Source organism: Marinobacter lacisalsi (assembly GCF_042651045.1).
Taxonomy (GTDB): Bacteria; Pseudomonadota; Gammaproteobacteria; order Pseudomonadales; family Oleiphilaceae; genus Marinobacter; species Marinobacter lacisalsi.
In genome coordinates, this window is record NZ_JBHSDI010000001.1 from 89,333 (window position 1) to 113,634 (window position 24,302).

Consider the following 24,302-nt stretch of genomic DNA (forward strand, 5'->3'; position numbering starts at 1 on the left):
GCCTGTCATTGGCGGTTAACCAGCCTCTCGATATCGGTGAGGATATCAGGGGCACCGGTTACCCGCGCCAACCAGCTGAGCGGAATGCCACGCTCGCCGCCCACGCCATGCAGTGCGGCCATGGCCGGCCCGATGATCCAGGCCCGGCCACAGGAATCGCCGCCGCAATGGATGTTGGCGCGGACCGCGTCGGCATAACTGTCGGCATGGTTGAGGATGTGAAAGATCACCGGCATGGCTTCATGGAGATAGCAGGTGCGACCGAAGGTGTCGCCCGCCTTGACCGCATCCAGCGATGAACCGGATCGGGCGTTGTCCAGGTTTTCCTGGTCCGGCGCCCTGGCTTTGGCAGATTCCAGGGCCGCCGCCAGGGGTTTGCCCTGGAAAAGCTGGTCCAGAAGCGTCGCGGCGCATTTTGCCCAGGCCACCGCTTCGTCATTGTGATTGGTCACCCGCACGGCGGCTTCGGTAATCTCCAACAGCCTGCCGCTGCCCCAGTAGCAGGCGACCAGTGGCGGCAGTTTCGATACCACAGGCAGTTGCATGTCGTCGGCACCGCTTTCCGGTAGCAGGTGTTGGTCGATGGTTTCGGCAAGGTGAACCCCTGCTTCCTGTATCCCCGATTCCTGGTAAGTCAGGCTGATGGCCCGGCGAACCGGCTCCGCCAGTTGATCGCCGCTCAGTCGACGGGTGTAGGGTAAAACCTTCTGCACCAGTATCCGCTTCTGTTTATCGGTCAGCTCGGCGGAAACACCCGACAGGCCCTGATCGATGGCCTTCTGCTCAATGGTGTTCAGGTTATCGAGGGTCACCCTGGTAGGGTTGTCGATATAACCCTGCCACTGGCCACCGGGGCCGAAGAACGCCCGGAAGCGCCGCTGGTAATCGCGGATATCCAGCCTGCCCTCACTGGCCAGAAGGCTGTCGGTCATGACTCCGGTGGCAGCGCCATAGTGGCTGATATCTCCGGACTGTTTGCCTTCATGGGCAAAGTACCCGAACCCGCCTTTGAAATAGTCTGCTTTCGGCGGCAGGAACTCGGGAGACTGACCACCAACTTCAAGGATACGCTGACTGTCATACAACCAGTGCAGGCCAAGACTGGCGGCATCGGCAACCCAGCCCCCGGCAAGCGCGTTGATGAGTCGGGGAGCCATACCAGCTGACGTGTTCCGGTTCATGGAAATCTCCTGTGCAGAAAGTGTGTCTTTACGACTATTCGTGATTCATGGCTTACCGATAACGGGGGACACTCATCACGCTGGCTTGTTACAGAGTTCTGCCGTCTTTTTGTAACAAGAATCACCCGGCTGTGTTTATAGAGGACAGACTATCAAACAGTGCCCCATCATCGCCGAAGGAGCTCCTGAGGACCCGATCCAGAATAGGGTTCGTTTCGCTTAACTGAGCCTTGCTGTTTGTCACGGCTCTAACGCCACCCTCTTCCCTTTGCGCCGACATCAGGGCCTCAACCACTCAAGTGCCCGGTAGTCGAACCCCTGCGCAATGGTGGGCTTTATGATTTCGAAATAAGGCGAGGCATCAAAGTCCCTGGGCACAAACAGCGAGTGGTGGCGAATTCGGTAAAACTCCCGCTCACACTCCCGGCACCGCGGATCATCTGAAGGAATGGCGATCACCTCCGGGAGAATGGGGTAGCGGATACGTTGAAAGCCCTGGGCGATAAAGGATGAACAGATCGCCTGGGTAGGGTCACCACTTCCCAGGGCAAGCATTCTACGGCGATAGCGGGCAGGTACCGGGGGCGTGGGGAAAAGATAACGAGCCAGGTCCACGATGTTCTTCAGATCATATTGGTGGCCCAGGCGTTCGCGGGAATACAGCGACAATGTCTCAAGCGCCTCAGGCCCCAGATCCACCGGGCGACAGATGCGGGTATGGCAATGCCGATAGAAGGACAGGGGAATGGCACGGATACCCTCTTCCAGATCGGCTTCCACCAGAGTGTTTGACTCACCACTATCGCTACGCCCCAGCCCGGCACCATCCCCCAGATACAAGGCGGCATGGGACCAGGTGGACTGGGTCAGGTATTTGATGGCCATACTTATACGGGTGTCCCCTTCCACCAGGAGGACATCGCCTGGCCGGATGGTTGCTACCAGCGCTTCCCAGGTTGACGTGCTGACGGTGGCCGTCATCACGCTTTTGGTCAGGTAGCGGGCGAGGGCCCTGGATAGCCAGTTAAACATGGGTCGGACTCTTGTTTTTGGTTTTCAGCAATAGCAGATGCACTACCGCTCACAGACACAGCAAAGGGCCGTTAATTACAGCTGGAAACGCGATTTTTTCTGAACAACTTCAACAAATTATCTCATCTTCCCGTCAGTAACAATTAGCGCCTTCAGGGTGTCTATTATCCGAACTCATAGAGAGACGGCAAAAACGCCGAAAGGAGAAGACACCATGAGCCGTATCATCACATCCACAAAGTTCGCCGCCATCCTCACCGGTCTGGCAATGACCGCCACAGCTTCCGTTGGCCACGCCCAGCAGAAGTGGATGGAACAGGTACTCGAGCAGACCAGCCAGGAGCAAACGCTCGTCAAAGAAGAGAAAGCGAAAGAGCAGGCAGGTGAGCGGGGCAAGGACACGGAGACTGCCGAGGAAAGCCTCAGCCCGCAGAATGCAGCACCGGCGGATATCAACATCTCCGACCTGTACGATGACGAGGGCAACTCCCGCATCTGAAACCTGACCTGAAACGTCGAAACCTCACAGGCCCCATTCCCCGGAATGGGGCTTTTTCGTGGTAAACGGCAGACTGTTAATGCTGTGCTACAATTTGAGCACCTGTTCAATTAAACGGGAACCAGACGAGAAAACACCCGTCATACCGGCAGGGAACGCTTGCTTGTATATCGGGAAACCCAACGGACTATGGACATGCAAACAGCACAGAGCATCGACGAAAGCGACCTGGTCTCGGCCCTGAAGGCCGGCGATCAGAGGGCCTTCCACCAGGCCGTCAGGACCTACTCACCCGGCATGCTAGCTGTGGCCCGCTATTACCTCGATCGCTCCAGCGCCGAAGATGTGGTCCAGGACACCTGGATCAATGTCGTGGAGGCTATCCAGAAGTTCGAGGGCCGGTCCGGGCTGAAAACCTGGCTGCACCGCATTGTTGCCAACCGCTGCAAGAACCGTTTGCGTACCGTCAACAGGGAGGTATCCAGTGAATTCGGCGAGGAACTGGAGCCCGGTATCGCCGACCGGTTCCAGTCCGGCGGGCGCTGGGCCACACCACCCAAACTCCGATTCGAGGAACATGCCGAATCCCTGATGGAAAACGAGGCCCTCAGCGACTGCCTCGACAAGCACCTGTCCGCCCTTCCGGAACAGCAGCGTTCTGCCGTGATGCTGTATGAAGCCCATCAGCATAAAGCGGACGATGTGTGTAACATTCTGGATATCAGTGCGTCTAATCTGAGGGTACTGGTGCACCGTGCCCGTCAGAAAATCTACCTGATGGTGGAAGACTTCCAGGAGACCGGCGAATGCTGATGTGTCGAGATCTGGCCAGGATTGGCAGTGACTACATTGATGGGGAGCTCGGAGCAGCCGATACCCTTTCCGTCAAAATGCACCTGTTGATGTGTCGACACTGTCGATCGTTCATCGGCAACCTTCGGGAGAGCGTTCGGCTGATGCAGGGGCATTCCGATTACCGCATTGATGAAGACTACGCGCGGCACCTGGACGAGGCTGTGGCCGCCACCCTGAGGAAGCGTGGCGAACGATAATCGTCAGGCAGGAAAGGCGTCCGGCTCTTCACGCGCTGAGCAGTCAGTGTGACTCACGGACACCGGAAGAGCACGGACGTTACCGCTGGGGGTGGATGAAAACCTACCGAAGATCCGGATTCAGGGTGTAGGTCGCCGTCACCCGATCACTGGCCAGAACATGCCCGTCCATGGCCTTGCGCACAGCGTCACCATCGAACTCGCCGTCCAGGCCCAGGGTTTCGACATCAAGGGCGTAGACTTCGTAGTGATAGTGGTGCACCAGCTCGTCATTCCAGGGCGGGCAGGGACCGTCGTAACCACCGTAGGTACCGGCCATGTCCGGATTGCCGGCCAGGAACTGGGTGAAGTTGTTGACCCCGCGGATACCAATGGGCCCGGGGCCCGGCTCTTTGCCCTTGGGGCTGACACCGTCGCTGTCCTCGCCTTCCGGAATGCGATGGGTGGTGGCGGGAATGTCCACCAGCAACCAGTGGAAGAAATCGACCCGGGGGATGTCCTTCGATACCGTCTTGCCTTCCTGGTTGGCGTCATCCGCCACGCTGGGCACGTCGGGGTCGTACATCACCACGGCAAAGCTTTTGGTGCCCTCGGGCGCGCCTTCCCAGCTGACTTCCGGGTTACGGTTGGGGCCAAAACTCATGTGGTCTTCTTCGCTGTAGACCCCAAAAGCAAATTTCTCGGGGACCGGCTGGCCCTCGGTAATGCCGTTCACGTGAACCTTCATGGTCTGCTCCTGTTGGCTGTCAGAAAATACTCCCCGGTTTTAGCAGTTGGGTGGCAACCTTGTCCAGATCAGCGGGGCCCGCCGGACTGCCCGCGACGGTGCCACCACCAGGGCATCAGCGTCATGATCAGCAACACCAGGGCAGCCGTGATCACCGTCCACACCGGATGCACTTCCAGGGTATGGCCCAGACCGGCGAATACGAACGTCATGGGCAACATGCCGATCACCGATGCCAGCAGAAACCGCGTGGCCGTCACCGACGTCAGCCCGGCGGCGTAGCTGATCAGGGCGAAGGAGAACAGGGGCACCAGGCGGGTGAACAGGACGCCCCAGAACAGGGTTGCCTGAGGCGCATCCGCAGCGAAGACAGGGTGGCCTGAGAGCCTGCGGCGGAAGTAATCCCGGGCCAGCACCCGGCTGCTCCAGAACGCCACCATGGCTCCCAGAGCGGCACCAAAGACGGCGATCAGCGTGCCCGGGAGCATTCCGAAGGCCAGTCCTGAGGCGGCGCTGACAGGCAGCGTGGGAATGGGCCCGACCACCACTGCCAACACCATCAGCAGAACCAGGAGCAACGGCCCCCAGGCGCCTTCACCCTGCAGCCATGCAGACAGACCCGCTGGCGACAGGGAGGCCGGCGCCCCCAAAGCCTGCAGTACGCCCCAGATCCCGGCCAGCAACAGGGCCAGGCCGGTAATGGCCAATAGGCGAATCGACAGTCGCTGACGTTGCAGGGGTGTCAAGTTGGTCCTCCTCTCCCGACCGGGCGCAAACACAAAAAAGGCGCGTCACTATACCGTAACGCGCCAGGAGGGGTGCGACACCCTGTTTCACTCCATGGTTGGCAGAATCAGGCGTTCTTCTTCCAGGCAAATTTCTGGAAGGGTTCGTCGACGGGCGTCTCGGCGATGTGGTTGACGTAGTTGCTCATGGTCTTCTGGGCCACACCGAGGATCACTTCCAACACCTGCCGCTGACCATAGCCGGCGTCGTGGAATGCCTGCAGGTCCTCCTTGCTGACATTGCCGCGTTTGCGTACCACGGCAAGGGTGAACGTGCGAAGCGCTTCCAGCTTGTTATCGGGCAGTGCGGTTTCGTTACGCAGGGCTTCCGTAATCTCCTCCGGCACTTTCAACATGTGGGCAATGCCGGTGTGGGCCGGAACGCAATAGTGACACTCGTTTTCCACGTTGATGGTCTGCCAGACCACCGTCTGCTCACTGGCATTGAAACTGGTGTTGGTGAACAGGCCATGGAGCGCCTGGTAGCCTTCCAGCAGCGCGGGCGCCTCAGCCATCACCGCGTGCAGGCTGGGGATCATACCCATGTTCTTTTTGGAGCCCTCAAGCAGTGGCTTGGCTTCTTTCGGGGCAGAGTCGATGTCGTGCAACGTAAAATCAGTCATGAAAACCTCCTTTTTGAGCGATTACTCAATTTCAATCTCAGGCTAACTGTAATTGAGTGGTCACTCAAGTTATAATTCGTACAAATCCTGAACGGTAACGTTGTTCCATGCCAAGAATCGCCAAGTTTGACCGGGACAAGGCCCTGGAAGACGCCGTACGCCTGTTCTGGGAACGCGGCTACAGCGGCACGTCCATGAAGCACATCGAGAAGGCCCTGGACATGCGCCCAGGCAGCCTCTATGCCACCTTTGGCAGCAAGGACGGCCTGTTCCGGGAAGCGCTGGATCTCTACGCCGGCCGCATGTCCGGGGCCATGGCGGAGGCCCTCGACAACGCGCCCACCATCATGGACGGTATTTTTGACTACCTGCGCGCCCTGACTGCCGAGATCACCTCCCCCGACTCACCGGCCCGGGCCTGTCTGGTAGTGAAAACACTGCTGGAAGTGACCGAAGAGCAGGAAGAACTGCGCACCCTGGTCAACCAGCGCCTGCAGGCTGTTGAAGACTTCCTCGCGAAGCTTTTTGAAAAGGCCCGGTCGCGGGGGGAGCTGAAAGACGGCGTCGACAGCCGACGGCTGGCCCGGCTCGTCCAGGCCCAGATCATGGGGCTGCGCTCGCTGGCCCAGCGGGATATTGATGCCGACACCGTCAGATCCCTCACGGAAGATGTCATCTTCGCGTTAAGCGCCTTTACGCAGGACCCCGCCACGCACTAACCTCTTGGCATCAAAAAATTCAGGAGAGAGATCATGACCGACGACAAGCGACGTCGCCATTCCGCCCCGGTAGTCGATGGCCTGGGCAAGTCCGCCAGCCGTGCCATGCTCAGGGCCGTGGGCTTTACCGACGAGGATTTCCGCAAACCCCAGGTGGGTGTCGCCTCCACCTGGAGCAACCTGACCCCCTGCAACATGCATATTGACGGCCTGGCCCGGGAAGCGGCCAAGGGCGCCGACGCTGCCGGCGGCAAGAGCCTGATCTTCAACACCATTACCGTATCGGATGGCATTGCCAACGGTACCGAGGGCATGAAGTACTCGCTGGTGTCCCGGGAAGTGATCGCCGACTCCATCGAAACCGTGGCCGGTTGTGAGGGCTTTGACGGCCTGGTGGCCATTGGCGGCTGCGACAAGAACATGCCCGGCTGCGTTATGGGCCTGGCGCGCCTTAACCGGCCCTCGGTGTTCGTCTACGGCGGCACCATCCAGCCGGGCGAAAACCACACCGACATTATCTCCGTGTTCGAGGCGGTAGGCGCCCACGCCCAGGGCAAGATGGACCTGATCGAAGTGAAACAGATCGAGGAGACCGCCATTCCCGGCCCCGGCTCCTGTGGCGGCATGTACACCGCCAACACCATGGCTTCGGCCATCGAGGCCATGGGCATGAGCCTGCCCGGCAGTTCCGCCCAGAACGCGGTGTCCGACACCAAGCTGGCGGACTGTGAAGCCGCCGGCGCCGCGGTACTGAAACTACTGGACGAGGACATCAAGCCCTCTGACATCATGACCCGCGAGGCCTTCGAGAACGCCATCACCGTGGTCATTGCCCTGGGCGGCTCCACCAACGCCGTGCTGCACCTGCTGGGCATGGCCAGCACCATGGGCGTGGAGCTGAGCCTGGATGATTTCGTACGGATCGGCAAGCAGGTACCCGTGCTGGCCGACCTGCGGCCTTCCGGGCATTACATGATGTCGGAGCTGGTGGCCATCGGCGGTATCCAGCCGCTGATGAAGATGTTGCTGGAGCGGGGCCTGCTCCACGGCAACTGCCTGACCGTCACCGGCAGGACCCTCGCGGAAAACCTGGCCCAGGTGGAAGCCTACCCTGAAGGCCAGGACATCATCCACGCCTTCGACAACCCCATCAAGGAAGACAGCCACCTGCGTATCCTCTACGGCAACCTGTCCCCCACCGGGGCTGTGGCCAAGATTACCGGCAAGGAAGGCACCCACTTTACCGGCAAGGCGCGGGTGTTCCATTCCGAGGAAGAAGCCCAGGAACGGATTATGGATGGCACCGTAGTGGCCGGCGACGTGCTGGTGATCCGCTACGAAGGCCCGAAGGGCGGCCCCGGCATGCGGGAGATGCTTACACCGACATCCGCCATCATGGGCAAAGGTCTGGGCAGTGATGTGGCGCTGATCACCGATGGCCGGTTCTCCGGCGGTAGCCACGGCTTCGTGGTGGGGCATATCACCCCGGAAGCGGCCGAAGGCGGCCCCATCGCATTGGTCGAGAACGGTGATACAATCACCATCGACGCGGTCAACAACACCATCGAGCTGGGCATTTCCGACGACGAGATGCAGCGGCGCCGCCAGGCCTGGCAGGCACCCGCCCCCCGCTCGACCCGGGGTGTACTGGCCAAGTACGCCCGTACGGTCAGTTCCGCTTCTATCGGCGCCGTGACCGACCTGCCATAACAAGTAGAGAGCTGTTTCAGGCCCCGCTCACAGGGGCCTGAATAACCGATGCTCCCCGATCGACCCCCTGTCGAACCTGAGTGATGAGAGCCAGCCGTCCTGGTGAGGGCGTCTGCCTGTCCTCACTTACTGGAAATCTGGCTATGGGAAACAAACACCACATTGTCGTGGTCGGCGGCGGTGCCGGCGGCCTGGAACTGGTCACGCGTTTGGGCAACAAGCTGGGGCGTAAAGGCAAGGCCCGCATCACCCTGGTGGACGCCGGGCTGACCCATGTCTGGAAGCCGTTGCTGCATGAAGTTGCCTCCGGCTCCCTGGACGCCAACGCCAACGAGATCAACTACCGCGCCCACGCCCGCAAGCACCACTACGAGTTCCAGCTGGGCCGCATGACCAGCCTCGACCGTCAGAACCGCCGGATTGTGATTGCCCCCTTTCTGGATAACGACGGCAACGAGGTCGTGCCGGAACGGGACATTCATTACGACACCCTGATCATCTCCGTTGGCAGCACCGCCAATGATTTTGGCACTCCCGGCGCCCAGGACCACTGCCTGTTCCTGGACAGCCTGTCTCAGGCCCGCCGTTTCCATAACCTGATGCTCAATGCCTTCCTGCGCAAGAACCATGACGCCAGGGAAGGGCTGGATCACCAGCTGCCAATCACCATCATCGGGGCCGGCGCCACCGGGGTGGAACTGGCCGCCGAGTTGCGGCTCGCCTCCCGGGAACTGCCTGTCTACGGCATGAACCATCTCGCCCCCGAGGATATCCGGATCTCGGTGATTGAGGCGGCGGACCGTATTCTGCCCGCACTGCCCGCCCGCCTGTCATTGGCCGCCACCCGGGAGCTGGAACGCCAGAACGTGCAGGTACTGACCGGCCAGCCGGTGGCGGAAGTCCGTGAGCATGACATCGTGATGAAGGATGGCACCGAGATTCCGTCGCAGATGACCATCTGGGCCGCTGGCATCAAGGCCCCGGAATGGCTGGGAAAACTGGATCTGGAAACCAATCGGGGCAACCAGGTGGTGGTGAAACAGACCCTGCAGTCGGTTACCGACCCCGATGTTTTTGCCTTTGGCGACTGTGCCGCCTGCCCGCAACCGGACTCAGACCGGCCGGTGCCGCCCAGGGCCCAGGCCGCGCACCAGCAGGCGGATACCCTGTACAAGACCCTGCGGCATCGTATTGAGGGCGGCGGCAACCCGGTGCCTTTCGTCTATCACGACCACGGCTCGCTGATCAATTTCAGCCGCTATACCACGGTGGGCAACCTGATGGGCAACCTGTCCGGTCGTTCCATGTATGTGGAGGGTAAGGTGGCCAGGCTGTTCTACGCTTCGCTGTACCGAATGCACCAGAATGCACTGCACGGTCCGTTGCGAACCGCCATTATCTGGGCCATGGACCGGGTCAGCCGGGCTATGCAGCCAAGGTTGAAACTGCACTGACGCACCGCTTTCTGTGATGTGGAAGCTGAGCCGGACCAGACGGTCCGGCTCGAAGGGTTGATCAGAAGTTCTTGCGCTCGATGGTCCAGCCCGCCATATCGCAGGCGGTACAGGCGCCAGTGAACAGCTCGGCGGCTTCACTGTCGCCTTTGAGCTGGTACATCCACCAGGCCGTACTGATGCCGCGGAATCCGCCAAAGCTCCAGGACGGTTCAAAGTGGCTGGCGCTGTCCAGGGTTGCCCAGAAAACCGGCGTTTCAGCCCCCGAGTAGATGCGGCTCTGAACTGTTCGGGGCGCAATCATGTCATTGCCACCGGACATCAGCAGCATGGGCCCGTTCTGTGGGTCACGCGCCCCGATACCGAATTCGAACGGATAGGGCTGCATGGGCGCCGTGGCGGTAACTTTCATATCACGTCCCGCGAAGTAGGCACCACCGCCACCCTGGGAATGGCCAGACGCCCCGACTTTGGAGAAGTCGACATTGTCTCCGTAGCTGGCGCTGCGAACCGCATCGATGCAATCGAGCATTTCCTCACCAGAGCCGGCCATAGTGGTGTTGGCTGCCGCCACCACAAAGCCCCAGGACGCCCAGTGGCGCAGACCCTGAGAATAACTCATGGTGGGGGCGCCGGTGCCGTTGCCCCAGAGAATCAGCGGCGCACCTTCGGGCACATTACGGGGCCGGAACACAGTGCAAGCCTGCCCTTCAGCACCGGAGGTGGTGGCATGGGAGCCATTGGATGCATATTCGGCCATGGGGCCGGAGCCACCACCGCCACCACCGATGGCGAGCGCGGAACCGGAAAAGATCAGTACGCTGGCGGCCGCTACGGCCCTGCCCAGCATGGCGGGTTTCAGTGTTTCTGGTGTCATGGCAATTTTCCCTGTTCGTCAGAACTGAATGGTCGGGCACGATGGGAATCGGCTGGCATCAATGCCGCGTCGGTAAGCAACCCGCCAGGGCCTGGAGCCGTGATCTGAAAACAGCTCGGTAGAACCGTGGATACCTGTACGGGATGCTCAGGCGCAAAGGTACCGGAATTGCCGACTCCAAAGCTGCGACAGGGATCACCTTTGCCCATAAAGAAGCATTTCGTAATAATCCGTACATGATTGATATTATGGAAATTATCTGTAGCTGCAGACTTCAGTGTCCGCTCAGGGGAGGGATACAGGAACGGCGGCATCATTGATGCCGCCGCACGGGCACACTACCGCAGATCAAACCGGTCCAGGGTCATCACCTTGCTCCAGGCGACAACGAAGTCATCCACAAACTCTGCCCCGGCCTCATCGGTGGCGTACATCTCGGTCACTGCCCGCAGTTCGGAATTGGACCCGAAAACCAGGTCCACCGGGGTGGCAGTCCATTTCAGCTTACCTGTGTCCGGGTCAAGCCCCTCGTAGATGCCCTCCTCCCGGGCCGATTTCCGCCACCGGGTTGAGTTGTCCACCAGGTTGACGAAGAAATCGTTGCTCAGGGTTCCCGGCCTGTCGGTGAAGACGCCATGAGCCGTATTGCCGTGGTTGGCATCCAGCACCCGCATGCCCCCGACCAGTGCGGTCATCTCCGGCACGGTCAGGTCCAGCATATCCGCACGCTCCACCAGCGACGCCACGGGGGGGCGGGAATGATCTTCCGCCACATAGTTGCGGAAGCCATCCGCAGTGACCTTCAGGTGGTTGAAGGAGTCCACATCGGTCTGCTCCGGAGTGGCGTCAGTACGGCCCGGGTGGAATGGCACAGTAACGTCGTGGCCGGCGTCACTGGCCGCCTTCTCGATGGCAGCGGCGCCACCCAGTACGATGACATCCGCCAGGGAAACCCGCTTGTCACCGGCCTGTTTCCGATTGAAGTCCGCCTGTACCTGTTCCAGCTGCGACAGGGTCTCGGCCAGCCTGTCCGGTTCATTCACCGGCCAGCCCTTCTGGGGTGACAGCCGGATGCGGGCACCGTTGGCCCCGCCGCGCATATCGGTACTGCGGTAGGAAGCGGCCGAAGCCCAGGCGGTACGCACCAGCTCACTGACCGTCAGGTCCGTATCGAGAATGGCCTTTTTCAGTTGCCCGATGTCCTGGTCATCAATCAGCTCATGGTCGACGTCTGGCAGCGGGTCCTGCCAGAGCATGGCCTCCCGGGGAGCCAGGTCGCCCAGATATCGGGAACGTGGCCCCATATCCCGGTGGGTGAGTTTGAACCAGGCGCGGGCGAAGGCGTCCTCGAATTCCTCCGGGTTGTCCAGCCAGCGTTGGGTGATCTTCCGGTAGGCAGGGTCTTCCTTCAGTGCCAGGTCGGTGGTGAACATGACCGGGGCATGGCGTTTCGACTCGTCGTGGGCATCCGGCACCATGTTGGCGGCACTTTCATCGGTGGGCTTCCACTGAATGGCGCCACCGGGGCTCTCGGTCTGCTCCCATTCGAAGCCGTACAGATTCTGCAGGTAGTTGTGGGTCCAGCTCGCCGGGTCGATCGTCCAGGCACCCTCCAGACCGCTGGTGACCGTGTCGGCGCCCTTGCCACTGCCGCAGGTATTGTTCCAGCCCAGGCCCTGGGCCTCGACCCCGGCGGCTTCCGGTTCAGGGCCGATACAGTCGGATGCCTTGTGGGCACCATGGGCCTTGCCGAAGGTATGCCCGCCGGCAATCAACGCTGCGGTTTCCTCATCATTCATGGCCATGCGACCGAAGGCCGTGCGGATAGCCTTTGCGGCGGCCAGCGGGTCCGGCTTGCCCCCCGGGCCCTCCGGGTTCACATAGATCAGCCCCATCTGGGTCGCCCCCAGGGGTTTCTCCAGTCTGTCCGCTGCCTCGTCATAGCGATCACCGCCCAGCCACTCACCCTCGGGGCCCCAGTAGACATCCTCCGGGTACCAGGCGTCTTCCCGGCCACCGGCAAAACCGAGGGTCTCGAAGCCCATGTCCTCCATGGCCACGGTACCGGCCAATACCATCAGGTCGGCCCAGGAAATGCTGCGACCGTATTTTTCCTTAATGGGCCACAGCAGGCGGCGGGCCTTGTCCAGGTTGGCATTGTCCGGCCAGCTGTTCAGGGGCGCGAAACGCTGCATGCCGCCATCGGCACCACCACGACCGTCAACCACCCGGTAGGTGCCGGCCGCGTGCCAGGACATGCGAATGAAGAACGGACCGTAATGCCCGAAGTCGGCGGGCCACCAGTCCTGGGAGGTGGTCATCAGGGTTTTCAGGTCCTGCTTGAGGGCAGCCATGTCGAGTTGCTCGTAGGCCTCGGCATAGTCGAACTCGTCGCCCATGGGGTCATAGGTGGCTGCATTCTGTCGCAGGGGTTCCAGGCTCAGGCGGTTGGGCCACCAATAGGCGTTGTCGGGGCCATCTTGCTGGCCATGCACGGGAAGGGACGACACCAGGGCCACCAGGATGGCGGCCGATACAGGTTTCCTTGTCATATAAGCGCTCTCTTTTTGATTTGTCGTGGTTTGATCAGGCCCGATGGTGGGACGTGGATCAGGACAACCGGAGACAACTCACTTCCACCCGAACCAACCTCTCGCCGTGCGCACGTTGACAGCTTGTTGATCCAGTGCGGGGCGACCTTCGGGACAGCGCTCAACAACCGAAGGCCACACATCAGGAATGGACGGGAGACTGGCAATGGCCGCCCGCGACGCCCATGGGACTACTCCATGCCGGTTGATAGCCAATGTAACTTTTGAAAAATCACGATAGGGAAGTTCAATGGGACGAGTGCACCCTGAAATGGCAGGCTGGTCTGGGCGAATGCCACAGATGAGCATCCGGAACCTGTCTCCAGAACCGTCTTATCGACCAAGCATCCACACTCAGCAACGGATGACTCAGGTCAAAGATGACCCATATTTCCCCCTTAATCCGACACTTTTTCAGCCTGGATTCAGTTTTATGGTCTTTACTGAGGGCGATGTCATTCAATACAGACAATACAGATTCTCAGGAGGATCCCATGAACAGATTGACCCGTTTGATCGCGTGTTCGCTTCTCGTCTCCACCCCTATGCTGGGATTTGCCCAGGGCAATGCCGGTCAGATGCCCCGGGGTGGCATGATGAATCAGGAACAAATGCAGCAGATGCATGAAAACATGTCCCAGATGCAGGAAATGATGCAGCAAATGCACAATACCAACCCCGGCGACCAACGCGAACGACTGAGGGATCAGCACATGCAGTCCATGCGGCAACACATGGACATGATGCGCGGTGGCATGATGGGACGTCAGGGAATGATGGGTAACGGTCAGGGCATGATGGGCGACGGCCAGGGCATGATGAACAACCAGCGCCAGAAGCAGTCGGGTAACTCCCAGGGAAGTCGCGCCGGGACTGGTGATATGAATTATGAGCAGCGCATGGAAATGATGGAGCGTCGCATGGACCAGATGCAGCTCATGATGGAGCAGATGCTGCAGCATATGGATCGTAGGCAGCAGCGCTAGCGCTGAGTCATAAGCACCCGTTGACCGGGGGCAGATGAATTGATGCGAATCAATTCATCTGCAGAGCATCGACGGAGCCCGTGCTTTTTCAGTCGCAATTCAGCTTGGCATGCTGTGATGGTGCCAAAGCAGCAGGCTGAAAGGTACATCACCATGCAAGCTCACAAAGCGACAAGCCAGGTGCAGTTTCTGCTTCGCCGGAAACTGGCGTGGTACCGGTTCACCGACGACAATGTCCGGGCAAACGCCAGGCACGGGCCCTTCTGCTGTTCCAAAGTTCCACCCATGAAAAAATAAACATTCAACCCCGAACCGGAGGGTATTGCCATGATGCATGGCTACATGTTCAGTAACTCCATATGGGCAGGTCATTGGTTATGGTTGCTGGTCATGGCCATCGTCGTGGTAGTGCCAGTCTGGCGTATCTGCCAGCGGATTGGTTACCCGGGCTGGATGGGCATCCTGATACTGATCCCCATGATCAACCTGTTTCTGCTCTACTTCATCGCGTTCGCGGATTGGCCAAACAACCGCATCAAGGATAAGGACGCATAACGGGGCCAGATCCGTCTCGAACGGAGAAAAGAGCCTCCAGTTAATCTGCTTGGGTGCTCCCACCTTTACGGCAAAGCTATAGTGAGGAGAGATAGTTAATCCGACGCTTATAAACCAGACAGGAGAAATGATTTGAGTAACTTTCTGACTCTCTGGAATGAGGCGGCCACCACCAGTCTCGGCTTTTTCTGGATGGCACTCTGGGCGTTTGTTCTCGGCTATATCATCAGCAGCCTGATCCAGGTTCTGGTTACCCGCAGGAAAATGCAGCAGGCCATGGGTACGGATGGCCCACGCAGTATCGCCCTGGGGACCTTTTTTGGGTTTATCTCCAGCTCCTGCAGCTTCTCGGCCCTGGCCTCCACCCGGGCAATTTTCAACAAGGGCGCCGGTCTGGCGCCATCCCTGGCGTTTATGCTGGCCTCCACCAATCTGGTCATCGAACTGGGCATGGTGATCGCCGTGTTCCTGGGCTGGCAGTTCGTGGTCGGGGAGTATGTTGGCGGTATCCTGCTGATCCTGATTACCTGGCTGCTGATACGCATTACCCGCCCGCGCCGGCTGGAAGCCCAGGCCCGCCGCAAAATGGATGATGGCGACGCGGATGACAACAGCGACGACAGGACCTGGAAAGAGAAAATCACCAGCAGGGAAGGCTGGCAGCAGATAGGCCAGACCTACATCATGGAATGGCAGATGGTCTGGAAGGATGTACTGATCGGCTTTACGGTCGCCGGCATCATCTCTGCCATGGTGCCCCAGAGTTTCTTCGAGGCATTGTTTATCGGCTCCGGCGGCGAAAATGCCGCCAACCCGGGATTTCTCGCGGTACTGGCACAAACCCTGGTCGGTCCGCTGGCGGCCTTTTTCACCTTTATCGGCTCGATGGGTAACATCCCCCTGGCGGCGGTGCTGTTTGCCCAGGGTGTGAGCTTTGCCGGCGTTATGGCCTTTATCTTTTCCGACCTGGTGGTGCTGCCGATCCTCAGGATCAACGCCTCCTACTATGGCTGGAAAATGGCCCTCTATATCCTCGCGCTGATGCTGGTGGGCATCGTCAGTGCGTCGCTGATCATGCATTACAGCCTGGCGCTACTTGGCCTGCTACCGGATTTCGGTGGCCAGACGTCAATGAGCGACCGGGAATTTTTCAAATGGAATTACCAGAGCGTACTGAACATCATCTTCCTGACCATCACGGCCGCGCTGATCTGGTTCTGGCGTCAGGGCCAGAAGCAGCACTCCCATGACCACGGGCACGACCACGATCATGGGGGTGCCTCAATGACCGACAAGGTATTGCGGGTGCTGGTGGTGATCGCCCTGATCTGGCTGGCAGGGGGCGTCATCGTGCCCCTGTTGTGACATGGTCCAGCTGATGGTCGAGCGTGGCGCAACCATCAGCTGCAACCTGGCGGCCACAGAGTAAATCAGTACTCGTAGCGTTTTACGCTTTCAGCACGTCCGCCGGCGGCGCCGGGAGAGACTATGATTCCGTCCGATATGGCTTCGACAAAATGTTTCCGGATGTGGTCCTTTGGACCGGCTCTTCGCCGAAGGCTTTTCGGGAGCGTTTTCGAGCCCTTCCTGCAAGTGATTTCGCTCGAAGATTTTGAGTTCTGAGAAGCGTTTTACCGCCAGTGGTGTTATGCGGTTGGCTTCTGAGTCAATTCTGTACATTCGTTACCTCTGAGCCAAAAAGTCCACCAACAAACGCTGACACGATTTCTTCGGTGGCATCGCCGCACGCATTGCCCGAATCCCGTGTGAGGTTGGCAATCAGATCCTTATTGAGCAAGCGTCGCAGGACTTTCATCGTTGATTCGCTGGCAATCTGTGCCGTTTCCTTGCCGAGCAACTGAGCGCCCGCAAGTCTCGTATCCCAGCCGTAGACTTCGAGGATGCTTTCATGCTGTTCGAAAAGCCGGCCCATCTGTCCGGGAATATTTTCATAGTTGGATGCCAGATAAGCGATATCGGCCGCGTCTTTGCGTCTTGTTTGCGCATCTCTTTCGGACCAGGCCACCAGTTTCAGAAGGGCCAACCCCTCGGGGCTGGCGACAGGCAATTCCAGCTCTGGCTCTGCTGTTATCGTCAACCAGTCGGCATTATCCAGTGCATCCTGAAAACCGACCACGCTCATGTGCACGTCGCCGGACGGAGGCCATTGGATCGTTGAATCGTCACTTTCAACAGCTCCAAAAGGAAGAATATCGATCGGTGCGCCGTTCAGGCCGCGCAAACGATGAGGGCGATCGGTTTTGGTATAACCTTTACCAATCAGACTGCCGCGGATGCTTTCAAAATCAGTCCAATCCGGGACCTGGACTGCAAGATCGATATCCATTGTTGCCCGCTGAATGGGTGCTCCATAGGCGTGATGCATTACCAGATCACGGGCGGAGGCACCGACAATGATGAATGGCACATCCTGATTCACGGCAACACGCTTGATGGCTCCGTAGGTGTCCAATTGAATCGGATCAATATTCTTGGATTCGATTTTTAATCTGGGCATAAAGCCGCTCCGCTGCTTCCAGATTACGAGGGTCGCCGTTCATCAGGAGGTCAGCATAAACAAGAATATCTGGGGCAATCCCAGGAGTCTGGTTTACGGTGAGTGAATCATCGAGCCAGAATTTCTCGTTGATCTGCAATGTCTCGGACGTATTGGGTGAGTTGTCCGGGCTTTTACGAAGCCTATACTCCATTACCAAGTTTTTCAGTTCTCCTCGGGGCAGATAAATGGTCCCCTGAGCAGGCGACAGATAGTTGCCCAGTCGGGAGACGGCAACTTCCCCGCCCCAACACCCACCCAAAAGCTCCGGCCGGATGTTCTTCCACGGCATCGCAGAGGTTGCCTGAAATAGCCCCATGTCCAACTCGGGCAGCAGTTTTTCCGGGTAAGACTCGGCCCAGCGATCAAGCAGTCCCATAGGGTTCTCAAGTGACCTTGCGCCCTTCTTTCCATGTTCTCGGACATAACCCTTGTCTTTCAGGTCATTCAGAACCCAGCCTATGGCACCAAGGGAAACACCGCTGACTTCTGCCATTCTTCGGTAGGTTTCACCGACCAGATGAGGGTCCTTTAGAAAACTGAAAATCAGCTTTAACCCAGATGAATTGAAGGCTCGGGAAGTTTTCCTTTGTGATGCATGGACAGGCGTTTTGCGATTACCTTTTACAAAGACGAAGAAGGTCTTTTCGTTCAGGTAGGCATTGCCGGCAGCGTCAATGAACTGTGCGCCGGCTTCTCGAAGACGGTCTGCCATATTCGGGTTTACGTAATCAGCGACGAGCAGTGCGGGCGGCGGCATTCGTCGTAGCTGAGCGACTATAGTGCCTATATTCGCCTGCTGCGCCCAGCGCTTCAGCTCCACGCTGTACTGGATACCCGTATCGCCCAGTTCAAGAATGAAGCCATCAGAGTAGGGCATCACATCACTCTCGACAGTAGGGTGTAACTCTAAACCTGTCTCTTGCTGGAACACGCGGATTGCCTGGCTTAGAAATTCGCGCTCGTTGATTGATGGTTTCATAGCCTCTCCAAACATTATGTTCACAAAATAGCACTGTTCATTATTAATGAACAAGGCTTTTAAATGAACAACAGCTCAGGAGCACTATTGCCTGCCATGCTCTCATCGATCCAGTGCAACCCCGTGTTAAAGCGCTTCTACGAACGCCTGAAGGCACAGGGCAAGATCCCCGAAGTCGCGCTCGTAGCCTGCATGAGAAAGAAGATCGTAGTGCTCAATACCATGGTGAAAAATCAGGAGCCATGGCGTGAAAAAGTGGCCTGATAAATGGGTTTGACACCACAGTCACTTGTATGGCTGAGTTCGCCTTTGAAATTACCATACAAATCGCTATACACAACGGGGCCGATATACAGGGATCCACAAGGACGCATAAGGATAGAGCTCAGCTACAAAGCATTGATAATAAAGGACTTAATGGATGCGTGAGGACTTGGAAGGATATCGGTTTGGAGCGGGTGAAGGGAATCGAACCCTCGTCTTAAGCTTGGGAAGCTTCTGCTCTACCATTGAGCTACACCCGCGTTGGCACCAATATAGGCCTACCCGCCAGAACTGGCAACATCCGCCGAAAACACGCTGTTCGCAGGGACTAACGAGTCAGCTAGTATTTAGAGGTCTCTGGTAAGATACCGGGTCGTCTGCAACCTCGGGCTGGTCAGGCTTTTCCCTGGCCCGTTTGAGGAGCCATCCCGCTTTGGAGTATTCATGGACCCCCACCTGATCCTTATTGGCGCCGCCATGCTTGTCATGAGCATATTGCTGAGCCCGCTTTCCAGCCGGGTCGGCATGCCGGTGCTGCTGATTTTCCTGGTGGTCGGCATGATGATGGGGGAAGACGGCGCTGGCGGGATCCGCTTCGACGACTTCGAGCTGGCCTTTATCATCGGCAATCTCGCCCTGGCGGTTATACTGCTGGATGGCGGTATGCGGACCCGGTCCGAAACCTTCCGTGTCGGCCTGAAGCCGGCGGTTGTGCTGGCCACCTTCGGGGTGTTCATCACCGCGGCACTGGCCGGCCTCTGTGCCTGGCTGGTGTTCGACCTGCACTGGATGGTGGCCCTGCTGATCGGCGCCATCATCTCTTCCACCGATGCCGCAGCGGTGTTCTCCCTGCTGCAGGGGCACGGCCTGCATCTGAACGAGCGGGTCAGCGCCACCCTGGAAATCGAATCCGGCTCCAACGACCCGATGGCCATCTTCCTGACCCTGATGCTGGTCAGCCTGCTCAGCGCCAATGGCGCGTCGGGCCTTATGGATGGCCTGCTGATGCTGGTGCGGCAGTTCGGCATCGGGACCATTGTGGGGGTTCTTGGTGGCTTTGTGATTGTCGAGATGGCCAACCGGGTCCGGCTGACACCGGCACTTTACCCATTAATGGTGGGGGCGGCAGGTTTGTGCGTGTTCTCGGGCACCAACATCCTGGGGGGCAGCGGCTTTCTTGCGATCTATCTGACCGGTGTCATCGTCGGCAACCGCCCGGTGCGGATGATGCCCATGATCCTGCAGGTCCACGACGGCCTGGCGTGGCTGGCCCAGCTCTGCCTGTTCCTGATGCTGGGGCTGCTGGTGAGCCCGTCGGAGTTGCTGCCGCTGGCCGGCGGCGGCCTGATACTGGCCCTGACACTGATCTTCGTGATCCGGCCACTGGCGGTGTTCGGCACGCTCTGGCCGTTCGGCTTCAACCGTCGTGAACTGTTCTTTATCAGTTGGGTGGGCCTGCGGGGCGCGGTGCCGATTGTGCTGGCATTGTTCCCGATCATGGCAGGGTTACCGGAGGCCAGGGATATTTTCCACTTTGCGTTCTTTATCGTACTGGTGTCACTGATTGTCCAGGGCACCTCGCTGGCCCCCCCTGGCCCGAAAGCTCAACCTGGAGGTACCCGCCACCGGCGAACCCTATCGCCGCCTGCCGCTGGATGTGCCTGCCGCCGGTGATCACGAACTGATGCTGTTCCCGCTAAGGGGCGAGCGCTGGGAAGACCCTCGCCCGCTGGGCCAGCTTTCCATGCCGCAGAACACCGCCATTGCCGGCATCTTCCGTCACCGCCAGTGCCTGCCGCCGGCTCCGGACCTGCAGATCTCACAGGGGGACGTGATAGCGGTATTTGCGGTATCGTCGGCATTGCGGGAACTCGGCAAATCGCTGTCGGGCAAGCCGTCGCCGCGGCACCTGGCGGAACGGGCGTTCTTCGGTGACTTTGTGCTGAACGGCGATGCGCTACTGGGTGATGTGGAGCAGGTTTACGGGATCGAGTTCGATGAGCTGCCACCAGAGTTGTCACTGGCCGAGTGCTTTGCCAAGCGAACCAAGGGCCACCCGGTGGTGGGCGACAAGGTAACCCTCGGGCCCGTGGTACTGGTGGCACGGGCAACGGAGTCAGATCGGGTGACCAAGGTGGGCCTGAAAATGAGCGAGTCCTGAAAGGGTACTGCCTCACTCGTCAATCCCGGCAAGGTTTTGTGACATATCCCCACAAAAGTTACCTGCCCGCAACCTTTGCTTTGTGCTATAACATGGCGAAATTGTGATGAATTCAGCCCGATAGTATTGAGCCATGACTTTGCTACTGACACTTTTGCGTAAACACGTCGTTATTTCAGCCTGCCTGGCACTGATCGTCATTGCTACCGGGACTCAGGCCGCTGAAAACCGAACCCTGGCCATGGCCGAAACCGGTGCCTACGGTGACATCAATCAGCTCGTCGTACGCAAGGAAGAACGCCGCCTGTATTTGATGTCCAACGATCAGATCGTTCGCAGCTATCGCATCTCCCTGGGCAAGAGCCCGGAAGGCCACAAGCTGTACGAGGGCGACAGCCGTACGCCGGAGGGCAGCTACACCATTGACTTCCGCAATCCCAACAGCGACTTCTACAAGTCCATCCGCATTTCCTACCCCAGCCCGAAGGACCGGGAACTGGCGGCATCCTGGGGCCTGAAGCCCGGCGGCAACATCATGATCCACGGTCTGCCCAACAACGTGGGCGACATGGCCTTTGCCTATAAGGGGCTGGACTGGACGGATGGCTGCATTGCCGTAACCAACGAGGAAATGGACGAGATATGGCAACTGGTAGACGTGGGAACCCCTATTCGCATACTCCCCTGAAAGCCCCGCGACCCCCGCAGATCCGGAATGTTCCTGAACCCAGACTTAAGGTTATGTAATTAGCTAAGAAATTTTACGTATCCCGAGTTAACATTTTTGTCTGGAGTGTTTTACACTGTAACTGCACCCGGTGGGGAAGCCCACCGGACCCGATTTAACAGGATGTTATTCATTCAGAACTTCTGCACCACAGGAAGTATAACGACCAATAAGGGGATTCTAGACATGCGTAAGTTGACGATCGCAGGGTTTGCACTGGCCACGGCTCTGACTGCCGGTTGTGCCACTACTGATCAGGCAGCTATTGACGAAGCGACTGCAACTGCCAACTCTGCAGAGCAGACCGCCAGCAACGCCCTGAGCACTGCAAACAACGCCGACCGCAAGGCTAACACCGCCCTGCGTCGTGCCGAGCAGGCCCTGGCTGAAGCCAAGGCAGCCCAGAAGTCTGCAGACGAAGCAAACGAGCGTGCTCGTCGCATGCTTCAGCGGTCTAGCCAGAAATAATGGTTGGCTAGCAACTGCATGAAAAAGGCCGGCATTTGCCGGCCTTTTTTATTTCTATTTCAATCACATATGGTTTACGACTCTGCCTGGCCTGATTCATCAGGCTTCGGACGGGGTGCCCCGGTGCCTGTGGCCTTCTTCCTGAAGGCTTCCATCAGATCCATGGGCAGCGGGAAGACAATGGTTGAAGAATTGGCGTTATTGGTGCTCATATCAGAGAGCGTCTGCAGATAGCGCAACTGCATGGCACCGGAATCGGTGGACATGACCTCGGCCGCCTCCACCAGTTTCTTTGACGCCTGCAGCTCACCCTCGGCATGGATGACTTTGGCCCGCCGCTCACGCTCTGCCTCGGCCTGTCGGGCAATAGCCCGGATCATCGACTCGTTCAGGTCCACGTGCTTGATTTCGACGTTGGCCACCTTGATACCCCAGTCTTCCGTCTGGGCATCAATGATCTCCTGAATGTCGGAGTTGAGCTTGTCCCGCTCCGACAACATTTCGTCCAGGTCGTGCTTGCCGAGCACGGACCTGAGGGTAGTCTGGGAAAGCTGGCTGGTCGCCGAACCAAAGTCCTCCACCCTGAGAATGGCCTTCTCCGGATCCACGACCCGGAAATAGAGCACCGCGTTCACCCTCACGGTCACGTTGTCTTTCGAGATGACATCCTGACTGGGTACATCAAGGGTGATCACCCGCAGGTCAACCCGCGTCATCTGCTGGATGCCAGGGATAATAATGATCAGGCCAGGGCCTTTCACGCCCTGGAAACGCCCCAGGAAAAACACCACGCCCCGTTCGTATTCAGGCAGGATCCGGATCGCGGAACCAAGAATCAGCAACAGCACCACCAGGGGTGCAATCCAGGGAATCAGTTCACCAATCATAACGTCTCCTTCCTGTTGTCATGTTCCCGGTCCGGGCTGACCTTTACGGTAAGGCCCTCCACTTTCTCTACGCGCAACCACGCTCCATGGGCAATGGGGCCGTCGCTTACCGCATTCCAGCGCTCACCACCAAGCTGGACATGCCCTCGATAGTAGTCGCCATCCGGTGAAAAGTCTTCCACCGCCCGACAACGCTCTTCCGGCATGTGCTCAGCACCAACCACGGGTGCCTTGCGTCTCAGCCCCATGAAGCGGACAACGGTCCAGAGCATGAAGCCGCCGGCCACGGCAGCGGTCCCGCCCACCGCCGGTAGGGAGATTTCCTGGTGGGAGCCATCCATCAGGATCACCGACCCCAGCACAAACGCCACAATACCCCCCACACCAAGCATGCCAAAACTGGGCATGAAGGCCTCTCCCACAATAAAGGCCAGGCCCAGCAGGATAAGGGCCAGGCCGGCATAGTTCACGGAGAGTACCTGGAAGGCGAACAGGGCCAGCACCAGGCAGATGGCGCCGATCACCCCGGGGTAAAGGCTGCCGGGGTTGGCCAGCTCAAAGATGATGCCGTAGAAGCCAATGATCATCAGGAAATAGGCAATATTGGGATCGGTGATCACCGACAGCAGGTCGGTCCGCCAGTCGGGCTGCTGGCGCACGATGGTCAGATTGGTGGTATCCAGGGTGTGTTCACCGGTGGCCATCAGCACCTGCCGACCATTGATCTGGGCAAGCAGGTCGTTCAGATCGGTCGCCACCACCTCGATCACGTTCTGTTCCAGCGCCTCAGTGGCCCCCAGGTTCACCGCTTCACGAACGGCACTCTCAGCCCAGTCGGCGTTACGCCCATGGCGCTCCGCCAGGCCCCGGATATAACTGACGGCATCTTCCAGTATCTTGCGCTCCATGGCGGTGCCGCCTTTCGGAGCGGATTGTTCGTTTCCGGATTCACTGTCTCCCTCAGCAGGCTCGCCGCCTGGCTCGTCAGGTGGCTCGCTACTGCCGGGCATGCCGCCCATCTGGACGGGCGTGGCCGATCCAAGATTGGTGGCTGGAGACATGGCCGCCACATGACTGCCGTAAAGGATATAGGTTCCGGCACTGGCTGCCCGGGCACCGGAAGGCGTAACCCAGGTAACCACGGGTACGTCGGAGGCGAGAATGGTCTTTATGATGGTGCGCATGGAGTCCATCAGCCCACCGGGGGTGTCCATACGCAGAACAATAACGGCCGCACCGTCCTTTTCGGCCTGTTTAATACCGCGCACCACATAATCCATGGTGGCAGGACCAATGGCCCCGTCAATGGTCAGAACATAGGCCGACCGGCCGGAATCGGATTGCGCCACGGCCCACTGGCCGACAGCGACACCGAGGCCAAGCAGAATCAGGCCGATCCAGAAACCCAGACGAAAGCGCGACACGGTCGATCTATCCATTTCCTGCTCCCTTGCATGGAGTTATC

The 24,302-nt window shown here is 58.9% G+C and carries 23 protein-coding genes, 1 tRNA gene and 1 pseudogene; 13 read left to right on the plus strand and 12 right to left on the minus strand.

Features of this window, described 5'->3' with window-relative positions:
• Positions 1-5: 5 nt before the first annotated feature.
• Entirely contained in the window at positions 6-1,181 is a 1,176-nt protein-coding gene (locus ACFOZ5_RS00400; RefSeq protein WP_379884645.1) for an ADP-ribosylglycohydrolase family protein, read from the minus strand.
• Between the two features lie 279 nt (positions 1,182-1,460).
• The gene (locus ACFOZ5_RS00405; RefSeq protein WP_379884647.1) at positions 1,461-2,213 is read right to left on the minus strand and encodes a YiiX/YebB-like N1pC/P60 family cysteine hydrolase; all 753 of its coding nucleotides are present in this window, start codon (positions 2,211-2,213) and stop codon (positions 1,461-1,463) included.
• A 214-nt stretch (positions 2,214-2,427) separates the two neighbouring features.
• Between ACFOZ5_RS00405 and ACFOZ5_RS00410 the strand changes: the two genes are divergently transcribed.
• The 3 genes from ACFOZ5_RS00410 (at position 2,428) to ACFOZ5_RS00420 (ending at position 3,764) form a co-directional block, all read left to right on the plus strand.
• Positions 2,428-2,712 (plus strand): hypothetical protein, encoded by a 285-nt coding sequence (locus ACFOZ5_RS00410; RefSeq protein WP_379884649.1) that lies wholly within the window; start codon positions 2,428-2,430, stop codon positions 2,710-2,712.
• Between the two features lie 195 nt (positions 2,713-2,907).
• On the plus strand, positions 2,908-3,525 hold the full coding sequence (locus tag ACFOZ5_RS00415; protein WP_379884651.1) for an RNA polymerase sigma factor: 618 nt from the start codon (positions 2,908-2,910) through the stop codon (positions 3,523-3,525).
• Positions 3,519-3,764, plus strand: a complete 246-nt coding sequence (locus ACFOZ5_RS00420) for an anti-sigma factor family protein (RefSeq protein WP_379884653.1) — start codon at positions 3,519-3,521, stop codon at positions 3,762-3,764. Before ACFOZ5_RS00415 ends, ACFOZ5_RS00420 begins: the two co-directional genes overlap by 7 nt.
• A 103-nt stretch (positions 3,765-3,867) precedes the next feature.
• Here the strand turns inward: ACFOZ5_RS00420 and ACFOZ5_RS00425 are convergent, their stop codons facing one another.
• The 3 genes from ACFOZ5_RS00425 to ACFOZ5_RS00435 form a co-directional block, all read right to left on the minus strand.
• Positions 3,868-4,491 carry a YbhB/YbcL family Raf kinase inhibitor-like protein gene (locus tag ACFOZ5_RS00425; protein ID WP_379884655.1) on the minus strand — a complete coding sequence of 208 codons (624 nt, stop codon included), beginning with the start codon at positions 4,489-4,491 and terminating at the stop codon, positions 3,868-3,870.
• Between the two features lie 68 nt (positions 4,492-4,559).
• A complete protein-coding gene (locus ACFOZ5_RS00430; protein ID WP_379884657.1) occupies positions 4,560-5,237 on the minus strand; it encodes a TVP38/TMEM64 family protein in 678 nt (225 codons plus the stop codon).
• A gap of 107 nt (positions 5,238-5,344) precedes the next feature.
• Entirely contained in the window at positions 5,345-5,899 is a 555-nt protein-coding gene (locus ACFOZ5_RS00435; protein ID WP_379884659.1) for a carboxymuconolactone decarboxylase family protein, read from the minus strand.
• Between the two features lie 107 nt (positions 5,900-6,006).
• Here ACFOZ5_RS00435 and ACFOZ5_RS00440 point away from each other — a divergent pair, with 107 nt between their 5' ends.
• The 3 genes from ACFOZ5_RS00440 to ACFOZ5_RS00450 all read left to right on the plus strand — a co-directional run bounded on the left by ACFOZ5_RS00440 (position 6,007) and on the right by ACFOZ5_RS00450 (position 9,782).
• On the plus strand, positions 6,007-6,618 hold the full coding sequence (locus ACFOZ5_RS00440) for a TetR/AcrR family transcriptional regulator (RefSeq protein ID WP_379884661.1): 612 nt from the start codon (positions 6,007-6,009) through the stop codon (positions 6,616-6,618).
• Positions 6,619-6,651: 33 nt separating this feature from the next.
• Positions 6,652-8,328 carry a dihydroxy-acid dehydratase gene (gene ilvD, locus ACFOZ5_RS00445; protein ID WP_379884664.1) on the plus strand — a complete coding sequence of 559 codons (1,677 nt, stop codon included), beginning with the start codon at positions 6,652-6,654 and terminating at the stop codon, positions 8,326-8,328.
• 143 nt (positions 8,329-8,471) lie between these two features.
• Complete coding sequence (locus ACFOZ5_RS00450; RefSeq protein ID WP_379884666.1) at positions 8,472-9,782, plus strand: NAD(P)/FAD-dependent oxidoreductase; 1,311 nt, start codon at positions 8,472-8,474, stop codon at positions 9,780-9,782.
• A 61-nt stretch (positions 9,783-9,843) separates the two neighbouring features.
• On the opposite strand, the gene ACFOZ5_RS00455 is transcribed toward ACFOZ5_RS00450, so the two are convergent.
• Together ACFOZ5_RS00455 and katG are read right to left on the minus strand one after the other, a co-directional pair.
• Positions 9,844-10,659: a poly(ethylene terephthalate) hydrolase family protein gene (locus tag ACFOZ5_RS00455; RefSeq protein ID WP_379884668.1), complete on the minus strand. Its 816-nt coding sequence runs from the start codon at positions 10,657-10,659 to the stop codon at positions 9,844-9,846.
• Positions 10,660-10,997: 338 nt separating this feature from the next.
• Entirely contained in the window at positions 10,998-13,178 is a 2,181-nt protein-coding gene (katG, locus tag ACFOZ5_RS00460; protein WP_379885410.1) for a catalase/peroxidase HPI, read from the minus strand.
• Between the two features lie 566 nt (positions 13,179-13,744).
• Between katG and ACFOZ5_RS00465 the strand changes: the two genes are divergently transcribed.
• From ACFOZ5_RS00465 to ACFOZ5_RS00475, 3 genes are all read left to right on the plus strand, one after another.
• The gene (locus ACFOZ5_RS00465) at positions 13,745-14,236 is read left to right on the plus strand and encodes a hypothetical protein (RefSeq protein WP_379884670.1); all 492 of its coding nucleotides are present in this window, start codon (positions 13,745-13,747) and stop codon (positions 14,234-14,236) included.
• Positions 14,237-14,563: 327 nt separating this feature from the next.
• Positions 14,564-14,791 (plus strand): hypothetical protein, encoded by a 228-nt coding sequence (locus ACFOZ5_RS00470; RefSeq protein WP_379884672.1) that lies wholly within the window; start codon positions 14,564-14,566, stop codon positions 14,789-14,791.
• 132 nt (positions 14,792-14,923) lie between these two features.
• Positions 14,924-16,156, plus strand: coding sequence for a permease (locus ACFOZ5_RS00475; protein ID WP_379884674.1), 1,233 nt, complete (start codon positions 14,924-14,926; stop codon positions 16,154-16,156).
• A 301-nt stretch (positions 16,157-16,457) separates the two neighbouring features.
• Here ACFOZ5_RS00475 and ACFOZ5_RS00480 read toward each other — a convergent pair whose 3' ends face one another.
• On the minus strand, positions 16,458-17,309 hold the full coding sequence (locus ACFOZ5_RS00480; protein WP_379884676.1) for a nucleotidyl transferase AbiEii/AbiGii toxin family protein: 852 nt from the start codon (positions 17,307-17,309) through the stop codon (positions 16,458-16,460).
• The gene (locus ACFOZ5_RS00485; RefSeq protein ID WP_379884678.1) at positions 17,275-18,330 is read right to left on the minus strand and encodes a type IV toxin-antitoxin system AbiEi family antitoxin; all 1,056 of its coding nucleotides are present in this window, start codon (positions 18,328-18,330) and stop codon (positions 17,275-17,277) included. The genes ACFOZ5_RS00480 and ACFOZ5_RS00485 overlap by 35 nt, the downstream gene beginning before the upstream one ends.
• Before the next feature lie 96 nt (positions 18,331-18,426).
• Between ACFOZ5_RS00485 and ACFOZ5_RS00490 the strand changes: the two genes are divergently transcribed.
• Positions 18,427-18,594, plus strand: coding sequence for a hypothetical protein (locus tag ACFOZ5_RS00490; protein ID WP_379884680.1), 168 nt, complete (start codon positions 18,427-18,429; stop codon positions 18,592-18,594).
• Positions 18,595-18,780: 186 nt separating this feature from the next.
• Here the strand turns inward: ACFOZ5_RS00490 and ACFOZ5_RS00495 are convergent.
• Positions 18,781-18,854: transfer RNA gene (locus tag ACFOZ5_RS00495), tRNA-Gly, on the minus strand.
• 184 nt (positions 18,855-19,038) lie between these two features.
• Between ACFOZ5_RS00495 and ACFOZ5_RS00500 the strand changes: the two are divergent.
• The 3 genes and pseudogenes from ACFOZ5_RS00500 to ACFOZ5_RS00510 all read left to right on the plus strand — a co-directional run bounded on the left by ACFOZ5_RS00500 (position 19,039) and on the right by ACFOZ5_RS00510 (position 21,950).
• Positions 19,039-20,755: pseudogene (locus ACFOZ5_RS00500) on the plus strand (potassium/proton antiporter).
• Between the two features lie 241 nt (positions 20,756-20,996).
• Positions 20,997-21,443: a L,D-transpeptidase family protein gene (locus ACFOZ5_RS00505; RefSeq protein WP_379885412.1), complete on the plus strand. Its 447-nt coding sequence runs from the start codon at positions 20,997-20,999 to the stop codon at positions 21,441-21,443.
• 225 nt (positions 21,444-21,668) lie between these two features.
• A complete protein-coding gene (locus ACFOZ5_RS00510) occupies positions 21,669-21,950 on the plus strand; it encodes an Lpp/OprI family alanine-zipper lipoprotein (protein ID WP_379884682.1) in 282 nt (93 codons plus the stop codon).
• A 74-nt stretch (positions 21,951-22,024) separates the two neighbouring features.
• On the opposite strand, the gene ACFOZ5_RS00515 is transcribed toward ACFOZ5_RS00510, so the two are convergent.
• Positions 22,025-22,837 (minus strand): slipin family protein, encoded by an 813-nt coding sequence (locus ACFOZ5_RS00515; protein ID WP_379884684.1) that lies wholly within the window; start codon positions 22,835-22,837, stop codon positions 22,025-22,027.
• Complete coding sequence (locus tag ACFOZ5_RS00520) at positions 22,834-24,276, minus strand: NfeD family protein (RefSeq protein ID WP_379884686.1); 1,443 nt, start codon at positions 24,274-24,276, stop codon at positions 22,834-22,836. The genes ACFOZ5_RS00515 and ACFOZ5_RS00520 overlap by 4 nt, the downstream gene beginning before the upstream one ends.
• Positions 24,277-24,302 lie beyond the last annotated feature (26 nt).